We start from the raw sequence: 19,787 nt of genomic DNA, 5'->3' as shown, positions 1-19,787 counted from the left end.
GTGCTGGGAAGCGTGCTGGCGTTGGCGCTGGTAGCCAAACCCAAAATCTAGCCAGCCCGTCGTGACTCATTACACCATGTATAAAATCAAATGACTCTGACCCCATTTTTCTCTTCATCTATAAGAATTATCGTTTCAGCCACGCAAATAATGACTATGCAGAGAACGGATAATGGACAGAGTAAAAACAGTAATTGTTACCGGTGCATCCAGCGGATTGGGCTTCGCTATTGCGCGGGCTTACCTGGCGCGTGGCTACAATGTCGTGGGCAACGCACGCTCACTGGAACGTTTGCAGGCAGCGGCCAACCAACTCGGTAATCCTGCGAACCTGCTGCTGGTTCCCGGTGATATCGCCCTGCCGGAAACCGCGCCCCGCCTGTTCGAACAGGCAGAGGAAAACTTTGGTCAGGTCGATATTCTGATCAATAACGCGGGGATCTTCATGTCCAAACCGGTGGCAGAGTATTCGGAGGAAGATGTCGACGCGATGCTGGCGACCAATCTGAAAGGTTTCTTCTATCCATCACAGGCCGCTGCCCGTCACATGGTGCCCAATGGCACTGGCCACATCGTCACCATCACTGCCGCTATCGCCATGCAGCCCATCAGCAAAGTCCCGGCCCTGCTGCCGATTATGGTCAAGGGCGGACTGAACCAGGCCACCCGTGGGCTGGCGCTGGAACTGGCACCGCATAATGTGATGGTCAACGCCGTTGCTCCCGGCATCATTGCCACTCCACTGACCATGAGCAACCCGGATGAACAAAGCCTGGCGTTTATGAAACAGATGGCCCCGACCCAACGCATCGGTCAGCCGCAGGATATTGTCGATGCGGTGCTGTACCTGACTGACTCAAGCTTTGTCACCGGCACCGTCGTTGCCGTAGACGGCGGCACTACCGCCGGCGTCTGGTAATTAAGGAGAACCTGCACATGCCCTATGTCAATATTAAAGTCACCGATGAAGGCGTCACCGCCGAGCAGAAGCGCCAATTGATTGAAGGCGTCACCGAGTTGCTGGAGCGCGTGCTGAACAAGCCACGATACGCCACCTCTGTAGTGATTGACGAAGTCGCTACCGATAACTGGGGCGTAGGCGGTGAAAGCGTCACGGCCCTGCGCAACAAAGAACGAAACTCGGGCCAGCGATAGCCCCCAACTCCCCTGGTCTGTTGTTAATCCGACGTTCATCCGCAAAGGGTGACGGGTTAGTCAGGCTGGGGGATTTTGTTGTAACAAGCCCGCATCTTCCACTCAAATACCCCCACTGAATAGATGATGACTAATAAGTTTCATTAATCGTTCATCTATAAAATCCACTACCTGTTACGCGTTTGTGATGATAGGGTTTAATCTTCAAGAAGTGTCAATGTCATTCAATACCGACATTGGCGGAGAAATCTATCATCAGAGGGACGGGTATGATGTCTAAGGGTATTTCAAAGGGATTCTTTATTCTGATCCTTTTCATAGTTACCGCTGCTTTTCTGGACGTTTTGGGTCCCTATTATTCGTCCGTTCTGTGGGCGATCATCCTGGCGGTGATTTTCCACCCGGTGAAACAAAAACTTAAGCAGTATTTGGGCGAACGAAACGGCCTGGTGTCGCTTTTGACGGTCGCAGTGATCTGTCTGATCGTATTTACTCCCCTGGCGATTATTGCGTCTTCATTGGCGATTGAGCTTAACGTGGTCTACACCAAATTACAGGGTAATAACGCGCAATTCCCGGTGGTGCTGGCCGATACCCTGCGGGTGCTGCCTGGCTGGGCACGCCATTTCCTTACCGAGCATAACCTCGACAACGCGGCAGAAATACAAAAGAAACTTTCACAGGTGGCGCTGCAAGGTGGGCAATATCTTGCCGGTAGCGTGTTCCTGATCGGTAAAGGCACCTTCAACTTTGCCGTGGGTTTTGGCGTAATGCTCTATCTGCTGTTCTTCCTGCTGAAGGACGGCCCTTATCTGGTTAACCTGACGCTGCAGGCGCTGCCATTATCCGAGCACGTTAAACATCATCTGTTTGTGAAATTCGCCGCGGTTTCCCGCGCGACGGTGAAAGGCACGGTAGTGGTTGCCGCAGTGCAAGGTGCACTCGGCGGCCTGGCGTTTTACATCACCGGTATCGAAGGCAGCCTGCTGTGGGCTGCGTTGATGGCGTTCCTGTCCATCATCCCCGCAGTGGGCTCCGCCATTATCTGGGTACCCGCTGCCATCTATTTCTTCGCCACCGGTATGTTGTGGAAAGGCCTGTTCCTGGTGGGCTTCTTCGTGGTGATCATTGGCTTGGTCGACAACATCCTTCGCCCGCTGCTGGTGGGTAAAGACACCAAGATGCCGGATTACCTGATCCTGATTTCAACCCTGGGCGGTATGGAGATTTACGGTATCAATGGTTTCGTCATCGGCCCGTTGATCGCCGCCCTGTTCATCGCCTGCTGGAATATTCTTTCCGGCCGCGACAGTGCCGAAACCACCGATGAGATTGATGAAGATTTTATCGAGGAAGGCAAGAATCATCCGGACGCCACCAAGGCGGAGTGAAACATTGCCCCTGTCGGGGTATCTGTAAAACGACAATAAAAAAGGGAGCCATCAGGCTCCCTTTCTCATTCAAAGGCTTAAACACAATTACATGCTTTAACGATAGTTTTGCCATTCAGCCGCTTAGGGGCGAAATTCCAGTACGGAATCTTTAAAAGCACCGTAAACCGCTTGTGACGGCGGCTTGGGGAAACGGGTATTTGTGATTGCCTTTATAACAGCCCGGCAAAGCGCAGGATCACCACTTTCAGAGCGGACAGCCAAAAGCATCCCATCCGGGGCAAACTTCATTCTGATAGTACATTGCTTGCCAGCATAGGCGTTGGCATCATAAAAATGACTTTGAATCGCCGCCCGTACCTGCCCGGCATAGTGGCTGACCTCATCCCCTGCTGCAGGAGTTGCTTTGCCGTCAAGGGCAGCAAAAAGATCGTCGACCCCCTCCGCAGACGGCCCAGCGTTAGCCACAGCGTTCGTCTTGGTACAGCCTGTCAGCCATAGTGAGACGACAATAAGCATTAATGCCGGCAGGTTTTTTTTAAACCCTAAATGAACTCTATTCATGATTCCCTTCTTTTAGAATAGTCACTGGAAAGAACAATAAAAAACGGGAACCATCAGGTTCCCGTTATCATTTAACGCTTAAACACGCTTACATGTGTTTAACGATAGCGTCGCCAAACTCTGAACATTTCAGCAGCTTAGCGCCTTCCATCAGGCGTTCGAAGTCATAGGTCACGGTCTTGGCAGCGATTGCGCCTTCGGTGCCTTTAACAATCAGGTCAGCCGCTTCGAACCAGCCCATGTGACGCAGCATTAGATTGATAGTATATTAGCAATATATTGATTATTATAGAGAATAAAACAAAAAACTTGCCATTATCGGTTGTCTTGTCATTATCGTAACTTATTGAATTGAAAACCTTAATGTTAGGTTTTGATAACTTGTTTTACCCGAATTCCAGCGTACATTACCCTCTTCTAACCTATAGCCAAGGTAGCTAAACATGTGTCGTCGCTTTGCTCAGATACAGACTCGAACCGATTACCTTATAGAACTACCTTTTTACCAATGCTAATCCACTGGTTTTAACTCAACAATAAACTCAGCGAATTCGTTATAGTACTCAAAATAGTTATTTAATTGTTCTTGAGTAACTTTTCTTACGGTTTTTCTTGGCCCATTAACCAATGGTGTTATTGTTGTTAAAAGATACTGCCTATTATAAGACTCATTTTCACATTCTTCATTTGAAATCTCGCACTCACTTATTATTTCTCCACTAGCATAATTAAACTCAATGTCATAACTCAACTCTTCAAGCAAAATCATTCCTGAGCTAATAACCCGTTCTTGGTCCTCTTCATCTATGTCAGCACCATGGATTGCTCTATTTGATATTGATATAACATCGAGTAATGGCCACCCCAAACTTTCGGCTATAACACCTTTTTCAATCAAAGACATGATTGATTGTTTTAGTGGCGGAATTTTAATGCCATCAGATTCACCCAGGTATTTTACATACATATAAATTCTTTTTTCAATCTCAATTCTAAGCTTCGCGAAAGCTAATGTTGGATCACGCCCCTTCAACTCATTTATTATCTCAATATCTTTCTCTAGCTTATATATTCTTTCGTTTGGATTCCTTTCTTGAGGCAACGACTCCTCCACTTTAAATACTAATTCATCAATTTCTTGACTATCTATTTTTTCAACTTCAAAATCACCATATTTTATTTTTTTTATTTCTTTCACATATGGAGATGACAGAATCACTAGCAATAAGAATACTGATATGACATCGACTTTTAAAAATGACAAGTTCAAAGTATTAATAATTAGCAACATGGCGGAAAAAAGGATAACTAGTTGCCATATCCTTAAACCCCGGATTTTCACTAAACCCCTTGAGGTTAAACCATTTAAATACGATTTAATATTGTTCATTATATCCATAAAATTCATCACCGATGTCCATTTTGAAATCTTCAAAATAAATGATTATGATACAGTTATAAATTATTTTCTCAATATACTTTAGCCATAGGGAGATCAGTTATGCGAGTTGTATAAGCTGGTGATAGTAGCTCACGCTTCATCGACCACATCTGTTGTGCTCCTTGTCCGGCAAAAAACAGCTTCCCCTTACCGGAGTTATTGATGTGGTCTAGTACCCCCATCAGCTTTTCGCTGTTATGCCTCGGTTGGTGCTCATCGAACAAACCCAATTGGGCAACGCCCTGGCTGAAGAAATCCTGCAGCATCACCCCGCCTTTCTGATACCGATGACCAGGTTGCCAAATCGCGTCAAGGCAGCGCATCGCGGCGGCGATAATGTCCCGCGTATCCTGCGTCGGCGTGCTCAGTTTTATACTGGCCGTATTGCCGTAGTATTCCTCATTGATAGAGAATGGACTGGTTTTAAGCCAGGCACTAACATGCCGGCAATACTGACGTTCTTCTCGTAATTTCTCCGCTGCACGTGTCGCATACATGCAGATTGCCTGATGCATCTGGTCATATTCAGTGATGCGATCTCCAAAGCTGCGGCTGCAAATGATCTGCTGCTTCGTCGGCGCGAATTCTTCAAGCTCAAGGCATGGTTGACCACGTAGTTCACGCACAGTCCGCTCTATCACAACGCTAAAGCGCTTGCGGATCATCGTCGTGCTGGCGTCGGCCAACTGCAGCGCGGTTTCGATACCCATCATGTTGAGTTTTTTCGATATCCGTCGGCCGATACCCCAGACCTCATTCACCGGCAGTAAGTCCATAAGTTTGCGCTGGCGCCCTTCGCTGGACAGGTCCACAACCCCGCCAGTCTTGTCCCACTTCTTCGCTGCAAAGTTGGCCAGCTTCGCCAGTGTCTTGGTTTGGGCAATGCCAACCCCGACTGTTAGGCCGGTATTGCGTAACACTTTAGCCCTCACCTGGCGGCCAAAGGTTTCAAGGTCGATACAGTTACGCACGCCGGTCAGATCCATGAAACTCTCATCGATGGAGTAAATTTCTACGCGCGGTGCCATCTCTTCTAAAACGGCCATCACTCGCTGTGACATGTCAGCATAAAGCTCGTAATTACTGCTGAACGCTATGCCCCCGACGCTCTCAAATTCGCGCTTAATTTTGAAGTAGGGTTCGCCCATTTTCAGGCCCAGAGCCTTCGCCTCTTTGCTCCTGGCAACCACGCACCCATCATTATTCGAAAGAACGACAATGGGCCGGCCGCGCAGGTCTGGACGCCACAAAGTTTCGCAGCTCGCATAAAAGCTATTCACATCAGCAAGCGCATACATTACTTAAGCCTCGTTATCGATGACACCACGACGCCTATCACCTCCAAATCGTCACCGCTGTCATGGAGTAGGATCGGCTCATACTTTGGATTCATTGGCTCCAGCTGCGCGCGCGGATGCAAGCAGAGACGTTTCACAGTGAACTCGCCGGCGATGCTGGCAATAACTATATCGCCATGAGCTGGGTTGATACTGCGATCGACAACGAGCATAGAGCCCTCCGTGATGCCCGCCTCCAGCATCGAGTCGCCGGTTGCATAGAGGAAATAGGTCGCGTTAGGGTGGCTGATGCAGTACTCGTTCAAGTCGATACGTGAACTGACGTAATCAGCCGCAGGACTGGGAAAGCCCGCTGGTACTTTATCGGAAAACAGCGGGATCTCTAGTTTGGTGGGGTTTGGTGTTGGATAAAAGAAAGTCATAATGTTGCCCTGATACTGTGTTTTTATACAGTATAAGCGCAAGTTTTTAGCGGGGGAAAGTTCGGAAATCTCTCAGAAAGGTAGGATATTGATCGGTAAAGAAAGATAGTTCTGATGAATGAAGATGAAGTTCTACCAGTATCTGGCCTACGTGAATAAGTACACAAGCACGATAAAAACTTAAGCCATTATACGTTCTCCCAACACAACTACAGTTCTGCCGCCCCTACCGAGACATTTCAATGTACCGACAAGTCTGTTAGTCACCTGGCTAATCGTAAGCGATCGTTTTCAACGATCAATCTGCAACTAATTGATCGGCAATATCCATTTGCAACCCCAAGATAATACCCGCACCATTAATAATGATTTTCATATGGAGGTGTATCATGTCTGCACACAACATGACGTTTTGCAGAACGTGCGGGTTATGGATAGCTGAAACCACTGGTTGGGCAAACGGCGAACCAAGCTACTGTGAGAAGTGCAAGCCACCATCAATTTTAAGACGTGCTGCGACAAGATTCGGAAACATTATCCGAACGATATTTATTGGTATGATTAAAAGATAAAAAATCCACCAGCACCAGGGATACTAAAAGAGGCAGATTAACTGCCTCTTTTTCTTTATAAACTTCAATTTGATTATGGTACCGATGGTGACATATCCCCAAACGTATATTTAACGCTTACCCCCCACGCTACTCCCTCTTTGTAATCTTCCAAAACCCCAGAAGCAATATCCATTAATTTAATGGGAGCGCCAACAATGGCCAATATCATAACAGAATGCTGGCGCCAGACTCCGCCGACCTTTTTACTTGTCGTCCCGACACTTAACGTATACTGCAAAGGGATCCCCGAGCTATCACAGGGTATTTTCCCCAGCGTGATATCAACAATGACCGCACCATTAGCCGTACTTGGTACTCGGCTAAGCATAAGGGTATTTTTCACTCTCCAAATGCCGCCCGTTTCACTAAAAGCGTTATCCTTAGTGAAGTCAGGCCCCGCACTGGTACTCACATACGTGCCGGTAATACCCACGCAAGGGGTCTTGTAACGGTCTAACAGAAGTCCCGCGTCACTCTTACTTAGCAGATTATTTGCGCTGGGATCTAACTTGATATCACTAGGCGATCCCCCACCAAGAAAATCAACGATATCTTTTATTTTCGCCGCCTCAGTCACCCCTTCATTAACCACGGGGACTAAAGCAGTGAGGTTTAATTTATCAGTAGGTGGCAGCTTGGATATTGACAATGACAATTCATTATCTTGAATATTTTGGCCACCTGATTTTAATTGTTCTGCAGAACGGACAAGCCTTAACTTTTCCATCATTTTACCTTACTTGAATAGCGTTAATCGAAATAGCCAATGCCATCGGATTTTTTTCTTTCTTCGCAGCTTTCGCTTTGCTCTCTGCAGGCGGTTTAATATCAGTGACTAGGTTAAACGCCATCGCCAGGCCCGAGCTGCTCAAAGAGAACGCTAGGGACTCGATTAACCAGGTGCGATCCTCCTCCTCACCAAATCCCGCCGTTGTTATCCGGCTTTCAGCAGTCAACGGCACATACTGCGGCCGGCCCGGCCCCCTTAGCGTCATTCGCCTTTCGTTCCGGTTGGCCTGCGTCATTTTTGACTTGGCGCTGCTGTCCGCCTGGGCTTTGCTCGGCTGCGTGAAGGGGGTGGCCTGGTCGGGTCCGTCATGCTCCAGCGATTGGGTTTTAGTTCGACCATCAGAAAGTAATAGGTGTAACAGCGATACATTTATTTCGAGATAGCTCCATAAACGAACCTAACATTATACTTATCCATAAACGGGATAGTTAACTTCCGGTTTTAGGTGATTTTGTGATAGTACTTACAGTATATACAGCAGAAAAATGTTATCTATACAGATTGCTGACCAAAAGCAGCACTAAACACACATATTTTAAAACACCAATAAAAACTAAAAAAGGATACATAAATGGAAAAAATAATAATTGATTGTGACCCAGGAGTTGATGATGCCATAGCCATACTATTAGCCATCGCAAACCCAAATTTAAAATTAATGGGGGTTACTACCGTCGCTGGGAATATTGGCATTGACAAGACATTTACCAATGCCATGAAAGTTATAGCGCTTTCTGGAAGAATTGATATTCCCGTATTTAAAGGAGCATATCGCCCCATAATGTTCCCAACAGGAAGTATAACTAACGTTCATGGTGAAAACGGCTTGTGTGGCATGGAATTACCAGAACCTACCCAAGTGGACTCTGGTTTTCACGCTGTAGACTTTATCATTAAAACTGTCATGGATAATCCTGGTGATATTACCATTTGTGCTATAGGACCATTAACCAACATTGCTCTAGCGATGATTAAAGAACCCACTCTAGCCAATAAAGTTAAAGATATTGTGTTAATGGGGGGGGCTGCGTTCTGCTCAGGGAATATTACTTCTCATGCCGAGTTTAATTTTTACGTCGACCCTCATGCAGCCCATATTGTTTTCGACACAGCAAGGCACGTCACCATGCTAGGGTTAGATGTCACGGAAAAGGTAGATATTCGTGTAGGCTTATGTGAAAGACTTGACACAGGGAACCATATAGCAAGGACAACCTCCAAAATGTCAAGAGCATATTCTATAAATGACCCTTTCTTGCATGACCCCTGTGCAATTGCCTACGTAGCAAACCCTTCACTATTTTCAAGTATAGAAGGAAACATTGAAATAGATTATCTTTCTAAAGAAAAATATGGACACTGCTTTGTCAGAACAAAGTCGACATCTACCAAGGAAGCCCCCCTTCCCTCTACTAGAGATTGTTTATATAAAGTTACTATAGTGCTGAATGTTGATAGCAAAGCTTTATTAGATCTTATTGCTTCTAGTATTGCATCACTATAATTTATAAAGAGACTGAGTTTAAATCAGTCTCTTTGTTAGATGCACCGCTTAGAACAATTATTTTAAAACAAACCACTCAGTAAGTCCTCAATCATACTCAAGCCTCACCAAATAAGAAACTAATAAATCGAAATTTTAACTTTAGCGAATATTGCCCACAAAAAATCACCTCGAATAGACTGGAGTTAATTGAAATAGCCAATGCCATCGGATTTCTTTTCTTTCTTCGCAGCTTTCGCTTTGCTCTCTGCAAGCGGTTTAATATCAGTGACCAGGTTAAACGCCATCGCCAGGCCTGAGCTGCTCAAAGAAAACGCCAGGGACTCGATTAACCAGGTGCGATCCTCCTCCTCACCAAATCCCGCCGTTGTTATCCGGCTTTCAGCAGTCAACGGCAAATACTGCGGCCGGCCCGGCCCCCTTAGCGTCATTCGCCTTTCGTTCCGGTTGGCCTGCGTCATTTTTGACTTGGCGCTGCTGTCCGCCTGGGCTTTGCTCGGCTGCGTGAAGGGGTTGGCTTGGTCGGGTCCATCATGCTCCAGCGATTGGGTTTTCGTTCGACCATCAGCGGGATCGAAATAAGACACGCTCACTTTGCCCTTTTTGCCTTTACCGTCTGCCGTCTTCGCCGGCTTTCCTGTTGTGGCCCCACGCTGGCCATCTGAATAGCTCCAGGAGGAAAGCGCCTCCCGGGTTATCGTGACGTTACTGAGGGCGCCACCGCTGGCGGTTGTTGCTTCCCCCTGCTCCAGAAACAACCAATAACCGCCGGCGGCCTTGCTCACCGCGTTATGCGCACGTGCCAGGCGGGTCATCAGCGCCGCGTCGGACTCCCTCACCTGGTCAATGTGTTCTATCGCGATGCCGGCCAGCTGCGCGGCTATCTTGGGGATAAGGCCGTTATCGGTTGCCACCGTTTTCACAATGTCTTCCAGCGTCACACCGTCCCAGCTTCGGCTTTTCTGGCTCTGCACATCGCCTGGCTGTTTTTGCGCGTTCATTGGGGCCGATGTGGCGTAAAGCTGGATCTTGCGTGGTGGCCCGCTACTGGCACGGCCAGACACCACAAACCAGCCCTTATCGACTAACTGGCCATTAAAGCCCAGGGCAACGCTCAGGCGGGCGCCTTTGGGCGGGAGTTTTAGCGTTTCAGACAGGAGGGTTATTTGCAGCTCGTCAGTTTTGCCCGTGGCGCCGCCGTTGTCCGTTAAGCTGATATCCACCAGGTTTTCGCGAATGATCGCGGTTATATCCTGCCCCTCCGCAATAATGCGGAATTCTGGCCGGAATTCGGCTGGCTGTTTTTGTTGCATCGGTTAATCCCATAGCTGGATCGGTGATTCAGGCGTTGGCGTCTCTATGTCCGGCAAGATGATGATTAACCCTGCCGGATAAACAGCCCCCAGCGCTGCCAGTTCGCGATTAGCGTCTAAAACCGTTACAACGGTCTGCGAAAGGTTCTCCGTGCCGTAGTGGGCCGCACAGACGGCATCCAGCACGTCACCCTCACGGGTTAGATAATTCGTCGGCATAGTGTTTTATCGTGATCGAGTAGGTTTTCTTGCGGGGAGCGCCGCCAGGCAAAAACGCCGGCGTCGTGTCGGTAAAATCGGTAATAACCCACCAGCCCAGCACATCGCCGGCGCTGCTCACCAGTTGCTGAGGCTCGGCCTTGTCGGCCAGGTCATAAAGCGAATCAATGCTGGCCACACCGTTTCGAAACTGGGAATGCGCTTCCCCGTCCATTTTGACTGTCCGGGCGGATTTCCCGGTGTACTGCAGCAAGTCCTGTTTGCCGATTCGCTCCTGCTCACTCCAGCGCCAACGGGCCTCCCGCGTCAGCTGGTTATAGGTCGCCGTGTCGATAGAAAACTCAAAGGTGCCGAGCATCATCATAATGCTGGCGCTGTCCGCCGGCCGCCGTGCATCATAGGCGTCCGTGATCGTGCCGATAATGTCCACCATTACCAGGCCTCCACTGGGTCATGCATCGCATTGTTGCCGTTGAATACATCCATATTTTTCATTGACGACACCACGCTATCCGCCACCGCTTGCGCATCCTGGCCAGGTTGAGCGATCACCGTCATGTTCACCTCTTGCCGGCGATTGTCTGTCATCGCCGGCTTGTCGCCGGCAGCGCCCTGATTGGTCAGTGAAGACAGGAAAGAAAAGGCCCCTTCTAACGGATCATCACCTTTGTCAGTTTCCCCGATAGCGGCCAGCATCCGATCGTCGGCCTTATCCCAATACGCACCAGGACTCATAATCCGCTCGCTGGATAATGAATATTGCGCATCGCTATAAATGCCCTGCAGTGCCTTCTGCTTCTCCGGGGCCTTCAAAATGGATTCCAGCCAGGCAGATTGGCCCCGCGTTTGGGCAAAATCACGCGCGCCCTCGATGTCCCCTTTACCGAGAGAGCGCACAATGGCTTTTTTGTCGCTCTGCTCATCAGGCAACAGCCAGGCTAATTTTCTGGCGATGGCCAGAAACAACTTTGTAACCGTCATTATCCCGTTGGCGAACTCCACCAGGTTCGGGATCCATTTGTTCCTTATCGTGGTGGAAATGATGTTGATGCCGCCATTTTTGAACCAGGCGGAAAGCTCATCCGCCAACTGCGTCACTTTCGGCGCCAACGAGCCGCCCAGTTTGCCGGCGATTTCCTCCACGGCCGATCCCCACACGCTGCGCAGATTACTAAAAGCAATATTGCCGCGAATGGCGCCATCAGCGCCCTCCTTCGTGACCAGGTTGTAACGCTTCTGCTGATCCATCATCTCCTTGTAGCTTTTGCCGGTCAGGCGCATGTACGTCAGGATTTTATTGGCCTCGCCCCCCATCAGCATATCGACCGCGGACGCCGCCTCCTGCTCGTCTTTGTGCGTTAGGGCGCGCTCCATGATTTTTTCAAACTGCTGCTCATTGGTCAGGCCGGCAAAATCGCCTGCGCCAAATTTCAGCATCTTGAAAGCATCGTTAAGCGAGGATTGCTCCCCGGTCGCCTTGTATTCGCCGACCTTGTTTTTCAGCTCCTCCAGGAGATCCCCAAAGTTCTCCCCATTCAGCCCCATCTGTTTCCCGAAACTGTCCCAGGCGTTATACGTCTCGATGCCCACGCCGTAGGTTCTCGCCTTGCCGACGGATTCAGCGGTCTGGGCGTTCATGTTCACGGGGGAAAGTATGGCGCCGGCCGCTGCCGCCAGCGCCCCACCGCCGAGGGTCATCCCGATCCCCGCTTTCAACGTTCGGCCAACCGCCGTTTTAGCTCCGGCGCCAAATCGGCGCAGACGTTCGGATCGTTGCAGGTCACGATTTAAGGCCACCTGCGCAGCATCCGCTTTTTTTATCTCACGCGTGACGCCGGCATAATCTCGTTTTAAGCCGGCAATATCCTTGCCGGCTAATTTGGCCTGCTTCATCTCTAAAGCCAGGGCCTTCTGTTGTTTGGTCAGCTTCTCAGACTGTTTTTCGACAGAACTCAGCCCCTTTTTCAGACCGTCCGTAGAACGACCCCAGGAGGAGTCGATATTGCCGCCGAAACTGATAACGGCCTTTAATTTTTGGCTAAGTCCGGCCACGATTGATTATCTCCACTTCAAGCACAAGAAAATCACTAAACACGCTGAAAGGCATGTTCAGCCAGTCGCCCAGCGTGTAATGCAGCCGGCGCCCCAGTAGCCTTAGGCCTCGCTGGATGTCGATTTCTCCCGCTTTTCGGGCGGTAGCAAAAAATCGTTAAACATATCCTCCAACTGGGAGAAGTCCGCCGAGGTTAGGTTCTCGACGTCCCTTACGTTCATATCGCAAAGGTTAGCGATCATGGCCACCTCGTTCTCCAGGTCATTCCCTTTCATCCGGGAGAACTCGATACGATCCCGCACCAGAGGCTCCCGCATGAAAACACGGGTAAGTGCGCTGCCGTCTTCGAGGGTCAGCGGGGAATAGAAAGTGATCTCTTGTTTGTTGGCGGGGTAACTCATAAATTGCTCCAATAAAAAAGCGGCCCGGGGGCCGCTTGATAGCGAGGATGATTAAGGATTAAAGGCGGATTTTGGCGGCAATGCCGCGCAACTGATCCACGCCATTCACACGGCGAATAAAGCGCTCCGTGTCGATTTCGAACAGCTCGCGGCCTTCAAACGTTTGTTTGTAGTAATTGATCGCGATTTCGACCGTGGTGGCCTTTTCTGACAGCGCCTGGTTATCCCGGGCGTCAGGCGTAATTTTCGAAACAAATCCCTCTATCTCGTCAATCGCCCCTAGCGCGCGGCCGTTGCTGAGATAGCCCTCATAGGCCGCAAAGCGATTACGATTGCCCGTCACAAAACCAAAGCGGGTCAGCATGTCCGTATCGATGCCATAAAACTTGATCTGGCAGGTTAGCGCCTCCATCCCGTCATCCATCGGCGTGGGCGCATCCTGCGCGCCGGTGCGCAGGTCTGTTTTGACGATCGACAGTTCCGGCGGCGTGTACTCATGCGCGCCCTGGATACGGAAACCGCCGGCAAAAAATGTCCAGGCTCTTACCGTTGCTTTATCGCTCATACCGTCCCCAGCTCCTCTACTGCATATTGGTTGTTAATGCGAACCCGCATCGTGATCCGTTCTGTCGGTGATTTCGGACCAAAGTCATAATCGATATAGACCTCACCGGCCGCCAGCGTTTCGGCGGTGTTCAGTTCCTCATCCAGCCAGGCCCGGCCGCCAAAAATGGCTTTGAGCTTGGTCAGCGTGCGCATGTAGGAGTTAATCGTGCCCAGGATGTCATCAACATTCTCCAGGTCGAGCGGCCGATCGACGTACAGCAAGGCAGTCTCCTGAATGCTGTCCTCGATAACGTCTGCAGTACGGCGCACCGATTCAAACTGCCATTGAGGATCCTGGATACAAAGGCGGTTCCCCCAATGCCGAAAGCCATCACGGCGGATAATGGTCGTGACGTTTTCCATATTCAATAAATTGGCCTGGCAGTTACGATCGCCGAGGATAAACTCGTCCACTTGTTCAACGCCGAGGATGTTCGCGATCGCCTGATTGGACTTGCTCCACCACCAGCCCTTTTCTAAATCAATCCGCGCGCGCAGACCTGCAGCCAACGCGGAATAAGGGCGAAAGGTGATTTCACCGTTGGCTTTCACTTTCGAGACTCGCGGGCGTAACAGCTCCACCCGGGCGCCATACATTTGGCGACGGGTCACAACCTCCTGAGCCGTGGCCATCGACTCGCAATCAACATAAGCCACCGCGCGCAATTTGTTTGCGGCCGTTTCCAGCGCCTTCCCGATCGCATCGTCTTCACTGAAACCCGGAGCAATCAAAATGCGCGGCCGGTAACGGGTGACAGATTCGCTTAATGACCAGGCGCCCATAGCGGCGACCAGACTGGCCCGCACATCTGGATCCACCGCAAATTTCTGCTCTGTGAGCAATTTCGCCCCGTCTTCGGTCGTTAACTTCACGCCCTTTTCCGTACTCAGCACGGCAGCGGCTTTACCTTCCGCTTTATCCGCCGCACGCACGACAATGATCAGCGCGTTCGTTTGGTCGGTGATGTCCGTGATCGCCTCGCCCAGGGTGCCGCCGGCGCCGAGGGCGCTTAGTTGGGTGCCACCAATCACGGCTACCGGCGTATTCAGCGGAAACGGCTCATCGGTCCCGCCGGCTAACAGGGCGGTGAATGGCGCCACAATCCCCGGCGCCGTGGTTTCAACGGCAATGATTTTGCTATCAGCCACCGCCTTCACCGATGCAGCCACCTCGGCCGCGGTCGCGGTTATCACGCCCTCAGTATCTGCGCCCAGGATGATCGACAGCACCCCGGCCGCATAGCTGGCCGAGGTTTTCGCCTCTGCAGCGCCGGCGACTGCCTTAACACTGTACTGATTGCCCATGCGCCCCGGCTCTGAGGCGTTAAACGTCAGCTCATTATCCAGCAACGGGGTGCCCGTGGTCCGGCTTGCTACCGTCCCTTTAGACGCGTTTGGCGCCGTACCCACCAGCCCGATAATCGCGGTCTGAATGGTTGTCACGGCTACCGAGCCGATATTCAGCTCTATTGTTTCCACACCATGTAAATCTGCCATTGTTATCTCCAGGCATAAAAAAACCGCCGGCGGCGGTCAGGGGGGTTGTTTTATCAGGCTGGCAACGCGGGCCAGGGGATATCTGGGGCCTGGCCGATATCAACACGGCTTAACAGCACGCGGTATTTTTTCCAGTTGGCCAGGCGTTGATCGTCGCCCTCTTCGCTCATTCCTGTCTCTGCAGCGTCGTTAAGCAATTCAATCTGCTGATCTGCCTGCTGCCGCAACTGCTGCCGGGTTTGCGCGGCTTGCTCTACAGCGGCCAGCTGTTTGGCGGCGGTATCTGTTACCCACTGCTCACCGTCCCACTGGTCCCAGGGCGTTACCGGCGGCGTAAAGGTACAGTCAGGGGGCAAGATAAAATAGGCGTCGGGCACAGCCTGAGGGCGACCGTCGGCGGTGTAATAAGTCTGCCCGGTCCAGTCTTCAATTTGCTGCCAGGCGTCGCCCGTATACAAAACAGCATGGCCAGGTTCTGCAGCCGGCGGCGCGACGGTCACAGCCCATTCAGGCAGCGCGGCCAGCTCCATCATGACAAACTGATTTCCACGCTGATCCCAATAGGTGGATCCGCGCACATCGGGAATATACGCCCAGTTCGAGCCGTCCCATACCCCCGCCTGGCCTGCCTTCGGATTGCACTTCAACGGGGTGCAATTCGCCGGCAATCCCGTGTGTGGTGCCACGTAAAAATTGAGGGAGCCGGTAAAAATGCCGGCATCATCAAAGCGATAAACCCATACCCAACGGGGAATATCCGAAAATTCAAAGCTCTCTGTCATGCCAGCCTCACAATGTAGTTAAATGCTATGTTATCAACGGTGTTTTTCGCGGCGCCAAAGGCATCAATGCGTAAACCGTGACCGTGCCACCCTAACGGGAGGTTGTGTTTATGCGGGGGAACACCTTCAATCAGCCCGTAATCAGTAAACCCGCGATCCTGGTCAATGGTGTGACGGCTACTTGTCCCACCATCCAATGAGGTATTGGAAGGGTAAGAGCGCAGTTTCGGGCTATATCCTCCGCTCTCTGTTGTTTCTGGTGAACCCAGGTCCGTTCCGACCACCTCACCGCCATGCCCGTGGCTTTTAACCTCACCATCAGCCAACGATAACGGGCCGCGATCATCCGGTTTCCCCAAAATGGTCCGGCCTCGCATGTCGGGAAAAACACCCGACGGGAACGCCTGCGCCGTGCGCGGATAGGCGTTTTTATCAAAGGCCTGTCCCAGCATTAAGGCATGGCCAGGCGGCGGGGAATCACCCGAAAACGGCAGAGGCACAATCGGTTGCTGTTCTTCTATCGCAAACGTCCCGGCTTTACTTCTTAGGCCTCCGGTTTGGGTATCAAACTCCCATATGCATTCCTGGCCACTGTCGCCAATTGCATGGATAACCGGATGGGCGTGCATATCAACGCCGGGCATGAGATAGCCAAAGCTAACGGCCGTTGGCCATCCCTTAGCCTTTCTTGTTCCGCGCCCCTTCACCAGGGGAACATACGCCCCCCCAGAATTAACGGGCCATTGATAATCAGGCGAATAAAATGGGGCGTGGTTGTTTAACTGGTCCTTATACATGCCAGAACCTTCCGGCACGCCGCTTGTGCCATTTGCCTGGAACATTGGCGCGCCCAGATCGCCCGTCGCCGTGTCGCCCTTCCTGAAAAGATAACGGGCGTCCGCTTCTTCAATCGTCAGCACCGATACATTCGGATCAATCTCCAGTACCACGCTTTCCGCGTGTACCAACGGCATAGCAAAGCTCACCACCAGCTCTTTTACTATTGAGTCGTTCTGCTCCGGTAGATAGGTATCGGGATAGGCGCCATAGGCAATCAGAACGCCGGCGCTACTCATCAGCCCAAACTCCCGGACCACTTTCCCTGGATAATCGCGGGCGTTTATAACTGCCTGGCCGGCAATCATGCCGCTACCCGATTCCCCCTGCGTAAAGGGCACATCCCCAAATTTATTGACCAGTTTGGTTACTGCAGGGTCAGGGGTCACAGATACGCCACCACCATCACCGAATGCGACGATCGGGATAGTGACCACCTCGCCGGCCTGATAAGCCGTCTCTATCGCCTCGGCGCCGACAGCGGTTAAAATTAATCCTGAGGCCATTATTTTTTCTCCACTTCAATCACTGCAGCCGTCGAATAATCGTTAGGGTCCCACGGCGAAACGCTGCCGGTTGTCGCAGAGGTCAACCGCACAAACCGGCTGAAATTTGAGGGACTCCCCGGGGAGGCACTGACCCAGCGAGCTTCCTCCGAGGTTGAACCCATCCAAAACTTGCGCCAACCGTAGGCAACCATGTTTCCCCACTCCCCCCACAGATGCCCCATTTCGCGGACCTTTGTTCCGCCGGCTTGCGGCCAGCGAATTAAATCCTCAACCAGGCACATTCTGCCGCCCTGTTTTTCAATAAACGCGGGCATCTCAGACTGGCTAAGCTGAATATCTGCCGGCGTGGGAACAAGGTAACGAACAGGGTTGATTGCGTGGTTGATCGAGCGGTTACGAGCATCTGTCCCCGTGATAGCGACTGCCCCGGGACCGGTGATTGTTACCGTTCCGTCACTGGCCACCGTCGCCGGGCCTGTTACGTGCCAGGTGATCGCGCCAAAGTTGCCTTGCGTTACCAGCGTATAAACGGCCCCAGCAAACGACGACGTAGGCGCAAACTCCGACGTCATCCAGCCGTTGATATGTACGCCGATAAACTCAAACACAGGGATGATTGAGAATGACTCAGATGCAATCATGTAGCCGGCTAAAATCGCCTTACCGTCCAGGCTGCCTTTAAACGACACATCGAACCAGGAGCGCAGGTTTTTACCTTTCATTACCGCGCTTTTCAGGTCCTGCACGTCCGTTAACGTGATCGGCCGGTCGTCCTGGGTCACATCGAGAGAGAACGTGTAAGGCTCTCCCCGGGGCGTTTTTTCGAACCACTCGACTACATCGCTAGCGAACGGTGAAGAGGATAACGACATTTCGATCGCCGCCCGGGTCCCCCTGTGTCGATGGATATACGCCGCCCGGGCGATTGCCGCCCGTTTCTCCGCCTCTGTCCAATCCGTGTTCCAGGTATCCACGCTGTACTCCCACGCCAGCCACGGCAGCAGTTCAACAGGGCACAACGCCGGATTTTTCACTATCCGGATCAGGTCAGGGATAGAGAGCACCTCCTCAATTGTCGCCTGCTCCAGGGCGCGCTCTGCCGGGATGGCATTGGGCGGGAGGAGGGTTTTAAATTTATTCGGCATTAATGATCACCTTACGCAGCGTCACTTTTGAGCATCGCGGCGCCTGCCCCATTGCCATGCTGATATCTGCAGCGGGTGAAGTGAGTTTTACCGTCACTATTCCGGCTTGATGCAATGCGCGGTCAATGGCCGAGCACGACACCAGCCGGCCGAGACGGTTAACAATGGCCAGGTACTTGGCCAGCTCATCCTCTGCCGCTTTCATCACCGTGTCAGTGTCCGGGCCGTAGGGGATTTGGATATCTGCAATGACTTCAAAATCCACCATTTCCGCCGGCTTCACCGTGACAAAATCGGTCAGCGGCCGGACCTCTTTTTTATTGACCGCTTCGGCAACCTTTTTCAGCACCTCCGCCGACGGGATCCCCCCATTGGTCCGGGACAACACATAGAGATAAACCTCACCCAGCAGCTGATGATCTTCGGGGCCGTATGCCCGAACATCTAAAACGTCAGGGTCTGCAGACGCGGCAAAAAAGGTGTAGGTGTTTTCGGCGCCGGCGGTACTTAACCGGGACCAAGCCAGTTGTATCCGGGTTCTAAACGCCTCGTCGTCTTCATAGACCGCCGCCACTGGCGGGACGGCGTTCGGGTCGCCCGGTGTTATCAGCAAGCGCAACACATCAAAATTAGCGCCCAACTGGTCCAGGTCGTTCCCTTGGGCGCTGGCCAACAGCACCGCACGAATAGAGTCATTCATGCCCTGGCGGATCAGTGTTGAGTGATACGCCAGGACCTCCCCTTGTTTAAACACCGGGTCAGACTCCAGCAAGGCATCATAATTCGGGTCCAGCTCGCGGAGTCGCGCCAGCCAGCCGGCAAAAATCAGCGCGGGGTCAGGGACTTTCACCGCGTCAGGAACGGGCAATTCTGAAAGGTTAATCGTCGCGGAATTGGTCGCCATTTATCGTTAACTCCTCCAAAGTGATCGGGTAGCCCGTTTCGGTGTTGATGCCGTAAATCGTCAAATCAAATTGCCCGGTGCCGGCAAACTGGACCGCCACCGTTTTCACCTGCAGACGCGGCTCCCACTTCGCCAGGGCGCTGGCCGTGGCGGCGATGATATGCACCCGCGTGCTTTCGTCCTGGGGGTTGTCCACCAGGTCCAGTAAATCGCTGCCGTAATCCCGGACCAGAACGCGGCTACCGATCGGCGTGGTCAGGATGTCAAAGACGGACTGGCGCAAGTGAGGCGTATCCGCCAGGCGTTTACCGTTGGCTGCATTAACTCCCTGCATAGTGCCCC

22 protein-coding genes and 1 pseudogene are annotated in these 19,787 nt (G+C 51.7%); 4 read left to right on the top strand and 19 right to left on the bottom strand.

Annotated features, from left to right (window positions below; all coding sequences use genetic code 11):
- The first annotated feature begins 172 nt into the window (after positions 1–172).
- From SERS4_RS0111235 to SERS4_RS0111225, 3 genes are all read left to right on the top strand, one after another.
- Positions 173–919: an SDR family NAD(P)-dependent oxidoreductase gene (locus SERS4_RS0111235; RefSeq protein ID WP_017892563.1), complete on the top strand. Its 747-nt coding sequence runs from the start codon at positions 173–175 to the stop codon at positions 917–919.
- A gap of 17 nt (positions 920–936) precedes the next feature.
- On the top strand, positions 937–1,155 hold the full coding sequence (locus SERS4_RS0111230) for a 4-oxalocrotonate tautomerase family protein (protein ID WP_017892562.1): 219 nt from the start codon (positions 937–939) through the stop codon (positions 1,153–1,155).
- A gap of 269 nt (positions 1,156–1,424) precedes the next feature.
- Positions 1,425–2,546, top strand: a complete 1,122-nt coding sequence (locus SERS4_RS0111225; RefSeq protein WP_017892561.1) for an AI-2E family transporter — start codon at positions 1,425–1,427, stop codon at positions 2,544–2,546.
- A gap of 123 nt (positions 2,547–2,669) precedes the next feature.
- Here SERS4_RS0111225 and tolA read toward each other — a convergent pair whose 3' ends face one another.
- From tolA to SERS4_RS26975, 7 genes and pseudogenes are all read right to left on the bottom strand, one after another.
- Positions 2,670–3,110, bottom strand: a complete 441-nt coding sequence (gene tolA, locus SERS4_RS0111220; RefSeq protein WP_017892560.1) for a cell envelope integrity protein TolA — start codon at positions 3,108–3,110, stop codon at positions 2,670–2,672.
- 88 nt (positions 3,111–3,198) lie between these two features.
- A pseudogene (locus tag SERS4_RS26285) lies at positions 3,199–3,366 on the bottom strand (isocitrate/isopropylmalate family dehydrogenase); the annotation flags it as partial.
- Between the two features lie 255 nt (positions 3,367–3,621).
- Complete coding sequence (locus SERS4_RS0111210) at positions 3,622–4,500, bottom strand: hypothetical protein (RefSeq protein WP_253275387.1); 879 nt, start codon at positions 4,498–4,500, stop codon at positions 3,622–3,624.
- 80 nt (positions 4,501–4,580) lie between these two features.
- Positions 4,581–5,849 (bottom strand): translesion error-prone DNA polymerase V subunit UmuC, encoded by a 1,269-nt coding sequence (gene umuC / locus SERS4_RS0111205; RefSeq protein WP_017892558.1) that lies wholly within the window; start codon positions 5,847–5,849, stop codon positions 4,581–4,583.
- Positions 5,849–6,271 carry a translesion error-prone DNA polymerase V autoproteolytic subunit gene (gene umuD, locus SERS4_RS0111200; protein WP_017892557.1) on the bottom strand — a complete coding sequence of 141 codons (423 nt, stop codon included), beginning with the start codon at positions 6,269–6,271 and terminating at the stop codon, positions 5,849–5,851. Before umuD ends, umuC begins: the two co-directional genes overlap by 1 nt.
- Before the next feature lie 645 nt (positions 6,272–6,916).
- Entirely contained in the window at positions 6,917–7,615 is a 699-nt protein-coding gene (locus tag SERS4_RS0111190) for a hypothetical protein (protein ID WP_037410315.1), read from the bottom strand.
- A gap of 1 nt (position 7,616) precedes the next feature.
- Positions 7,617–7,910 (bottom strand): hypothetical protein, encoded by a 294-nt coding sequence (locus SERS4_RS26975; protein WP_026142334.1) that lies wholly within the window; start codon positions 7,908–7,910, stop codon positions 7,617–7,619.
- Between the two features lie 336 nt (positions 7,911–8,246).
- On the opposite strand from SERS4_RS26975, the gene SERS4_RS0111180 reads away from it, so the two are divergent.
- Positions 8,247–9,179 (top strand): nucleoside hydrolase, encoded by a 933-nt coding sequence (locus SERS4_RS0111180; protein ID WP_017892553.1) that lies wholly within the window; start codon positions 8,247–8,249, stop codon positions 9,177–9,179.
- Positions 9,180–9,364: 185 nt separating this feature from the next.
- Here SERS4_RS0111180 and SERS4_RS0111175 read toward each other — a convergent pair whose 3' ends face one another.
- The 12 genes from SERS4_RS0111175 to SERS4_RS0111120 form a co-directional block, all read right to left on the bottom strand.
- A complete protein-coding gene (locus SERS4_RS0111175; protein WP_017892552.1) occupies positions 9,365–10,492 on the bottom strand; it encodes a contractile injection system protein, VgrG/Pvc8 family in 1,128 nt (375 codons plus the stop codon).
- Between the two features lie 3 nt (positions 10,493–10,495).
- Positions 10,496–10,711, bottom strand: a complete 216-nt coding sequence (locus tag SERS4_RS26280) for a tail protein X (RefSeq protein WP_017892551.1) — start codon at positions 10,709–10,711, stop codon at positions 10,496–10,498.
- Positions 10,686–11,144 carry a phage tail protein gene (locus SERS4_RS0111170; protein WP_026142333.1) on the bottom strand — a complete coding sequence of 153 codons (459 nt, stop codon included), beginning with the start codon at positions 11,142–11,144 and terminating at the stop codon, positions 10,686–10,688. Before SERS4_RS0111170 ends, SERS4_RS26280 begins: the two co-directional genes overlap by 26 nt.
- On the bottom strand, positions 11,144–12,763 hold the full coding sequence (locus tag SERS4_RS0111165) for a hypothetical protein (RefSeq protein WP_017892550.1): 1,620 nt from the start codon (positions 12,761–12,763) through the stop codon (positions 11,144–11,146). The genes SERS4_RS0111170 and SERS4_RS0111165 overlap by 1 nt, the downstream gene beginning before the upstream one ends.
- A 102-nt stretch (positions 12,764–12,865) precedes the next feature.
- Positions 12,866–13,165, bottom strand: a complete 300-nt coding sequence (locus SERS4_RS0111160) for a phage tail assembly protein (protein ID WP_017892549.1) — start codon at positions 13,163–13,165, stop codon at positions 12,866–12,868.
- 58 nt (positions 13,166–13,223) lie between these two features.
- Positions 13,224–13,730 (bottom strand): phage major tail tube protein, encoded by a 507-nt coding sequence (locus SERS4_RS0111155; protein ID WP_017892548.1) that lies wholly within the window; start codon positions 13,728–13,730, stop codon positions 13,224–13,226.
- On the bottom strand, positions 13,727–15,268 hold the full coding sequence (locus tag SERS4_RS0111150; protein ID WP_017892547.1) for a phage tail sheath C-terminal domain-containing protein: 1,542 nt from the start codon (positions 15,266–15,268) through the stop codon (positions 13,727–13,729). The genes SERS4_RS0111155 and SERS4_RS0111150 overlap by 4 nt, the downstream gene beginning before the upstream one ends.
- A gap of 53 nt (positions 15,269–15,321) precedes the next feature.
- Positions 15,322–16,050 (bottom strand): tail fiber assembly protein, encoded by a 729-nt coding sequence (locus tag SERS4_RS25970; protein ID WP_017892546.1) that lies wholly within the window; start codon positions 16,048–16,050, stop codon positions 15,322–15,324.
- Positions 16,047–17,393, bottom strand: a complete 1,347-nt coding sequence (locus SERS4_RS25965; RefSeq protein WP_017892545.1) for a phage tail protein — start codon at positions 17,391–17,393, stop codon at positions 16,047–16,049. Before SERS4_RS25965 ends, SERS4_RS25970 begins: the two co-directional genes overlap by 4 nt.
- Positions 17,393–18,541 carry a phage tail protein I gene (locus SERS4_RS25960; RefSeq protein ID WP_017892544.1) on the bottom strand — a complete coding sequence of 383 codons (1,149 nt, stop codon included), beginning with the start codon at positions 18,539–18,541 and terminating at the stop codon, positions 17,393–17,395. Before SERS4_RS25960 ends, SERS4_RS25965 begins: the two co-directional genes overlap by 1 nt.
- On the bottom strand, positions 18,531–19,445 hold the full coding sequence (locus tag SERS4_RS0111125; RefSeq protein WP_017892543.1) for a baseplate J/gp47 family protein: 915 nt from the start codon (positions 19,443–19,445) through the stop codon (positions 18,531–18,533). Before SERS4_RS0111125 ends, SERS4_RS25960 begins: the two co-directional genes overlap by 11 nt.
- Positions 19,420–19,779, bottom strand: coding sequence for a GPW/gp25 family protein (locus tag SERS4_RS0111120; protein WP_017892542.1), 360 nt, complete (start codon positions 19,777–19,779; stop codon positions 19,420–19,422). Before SERS4_RS0111120 ends, SERS4_RS0111125 begins: the two co-directional genes overlap by 26 nt.
- Between the last annotated feature and the right edge of the window lie 8 nt (positions 19,780–19,787).

It is taken from the genome of Serratia sp. S4, from assembly GCF_000347995.1.
In the GTDB taxonomy this organism is placed as follows: domain Bacteria; phylum Pseudomonadota; class Gammaproteobacteria; order Enterobacterales; family Enterobacteriaceae; genus Serratia; species Serratia quinivorans.
This window is presented reverse-complemented; position numbering and strand designations above follow the sequence as displayed.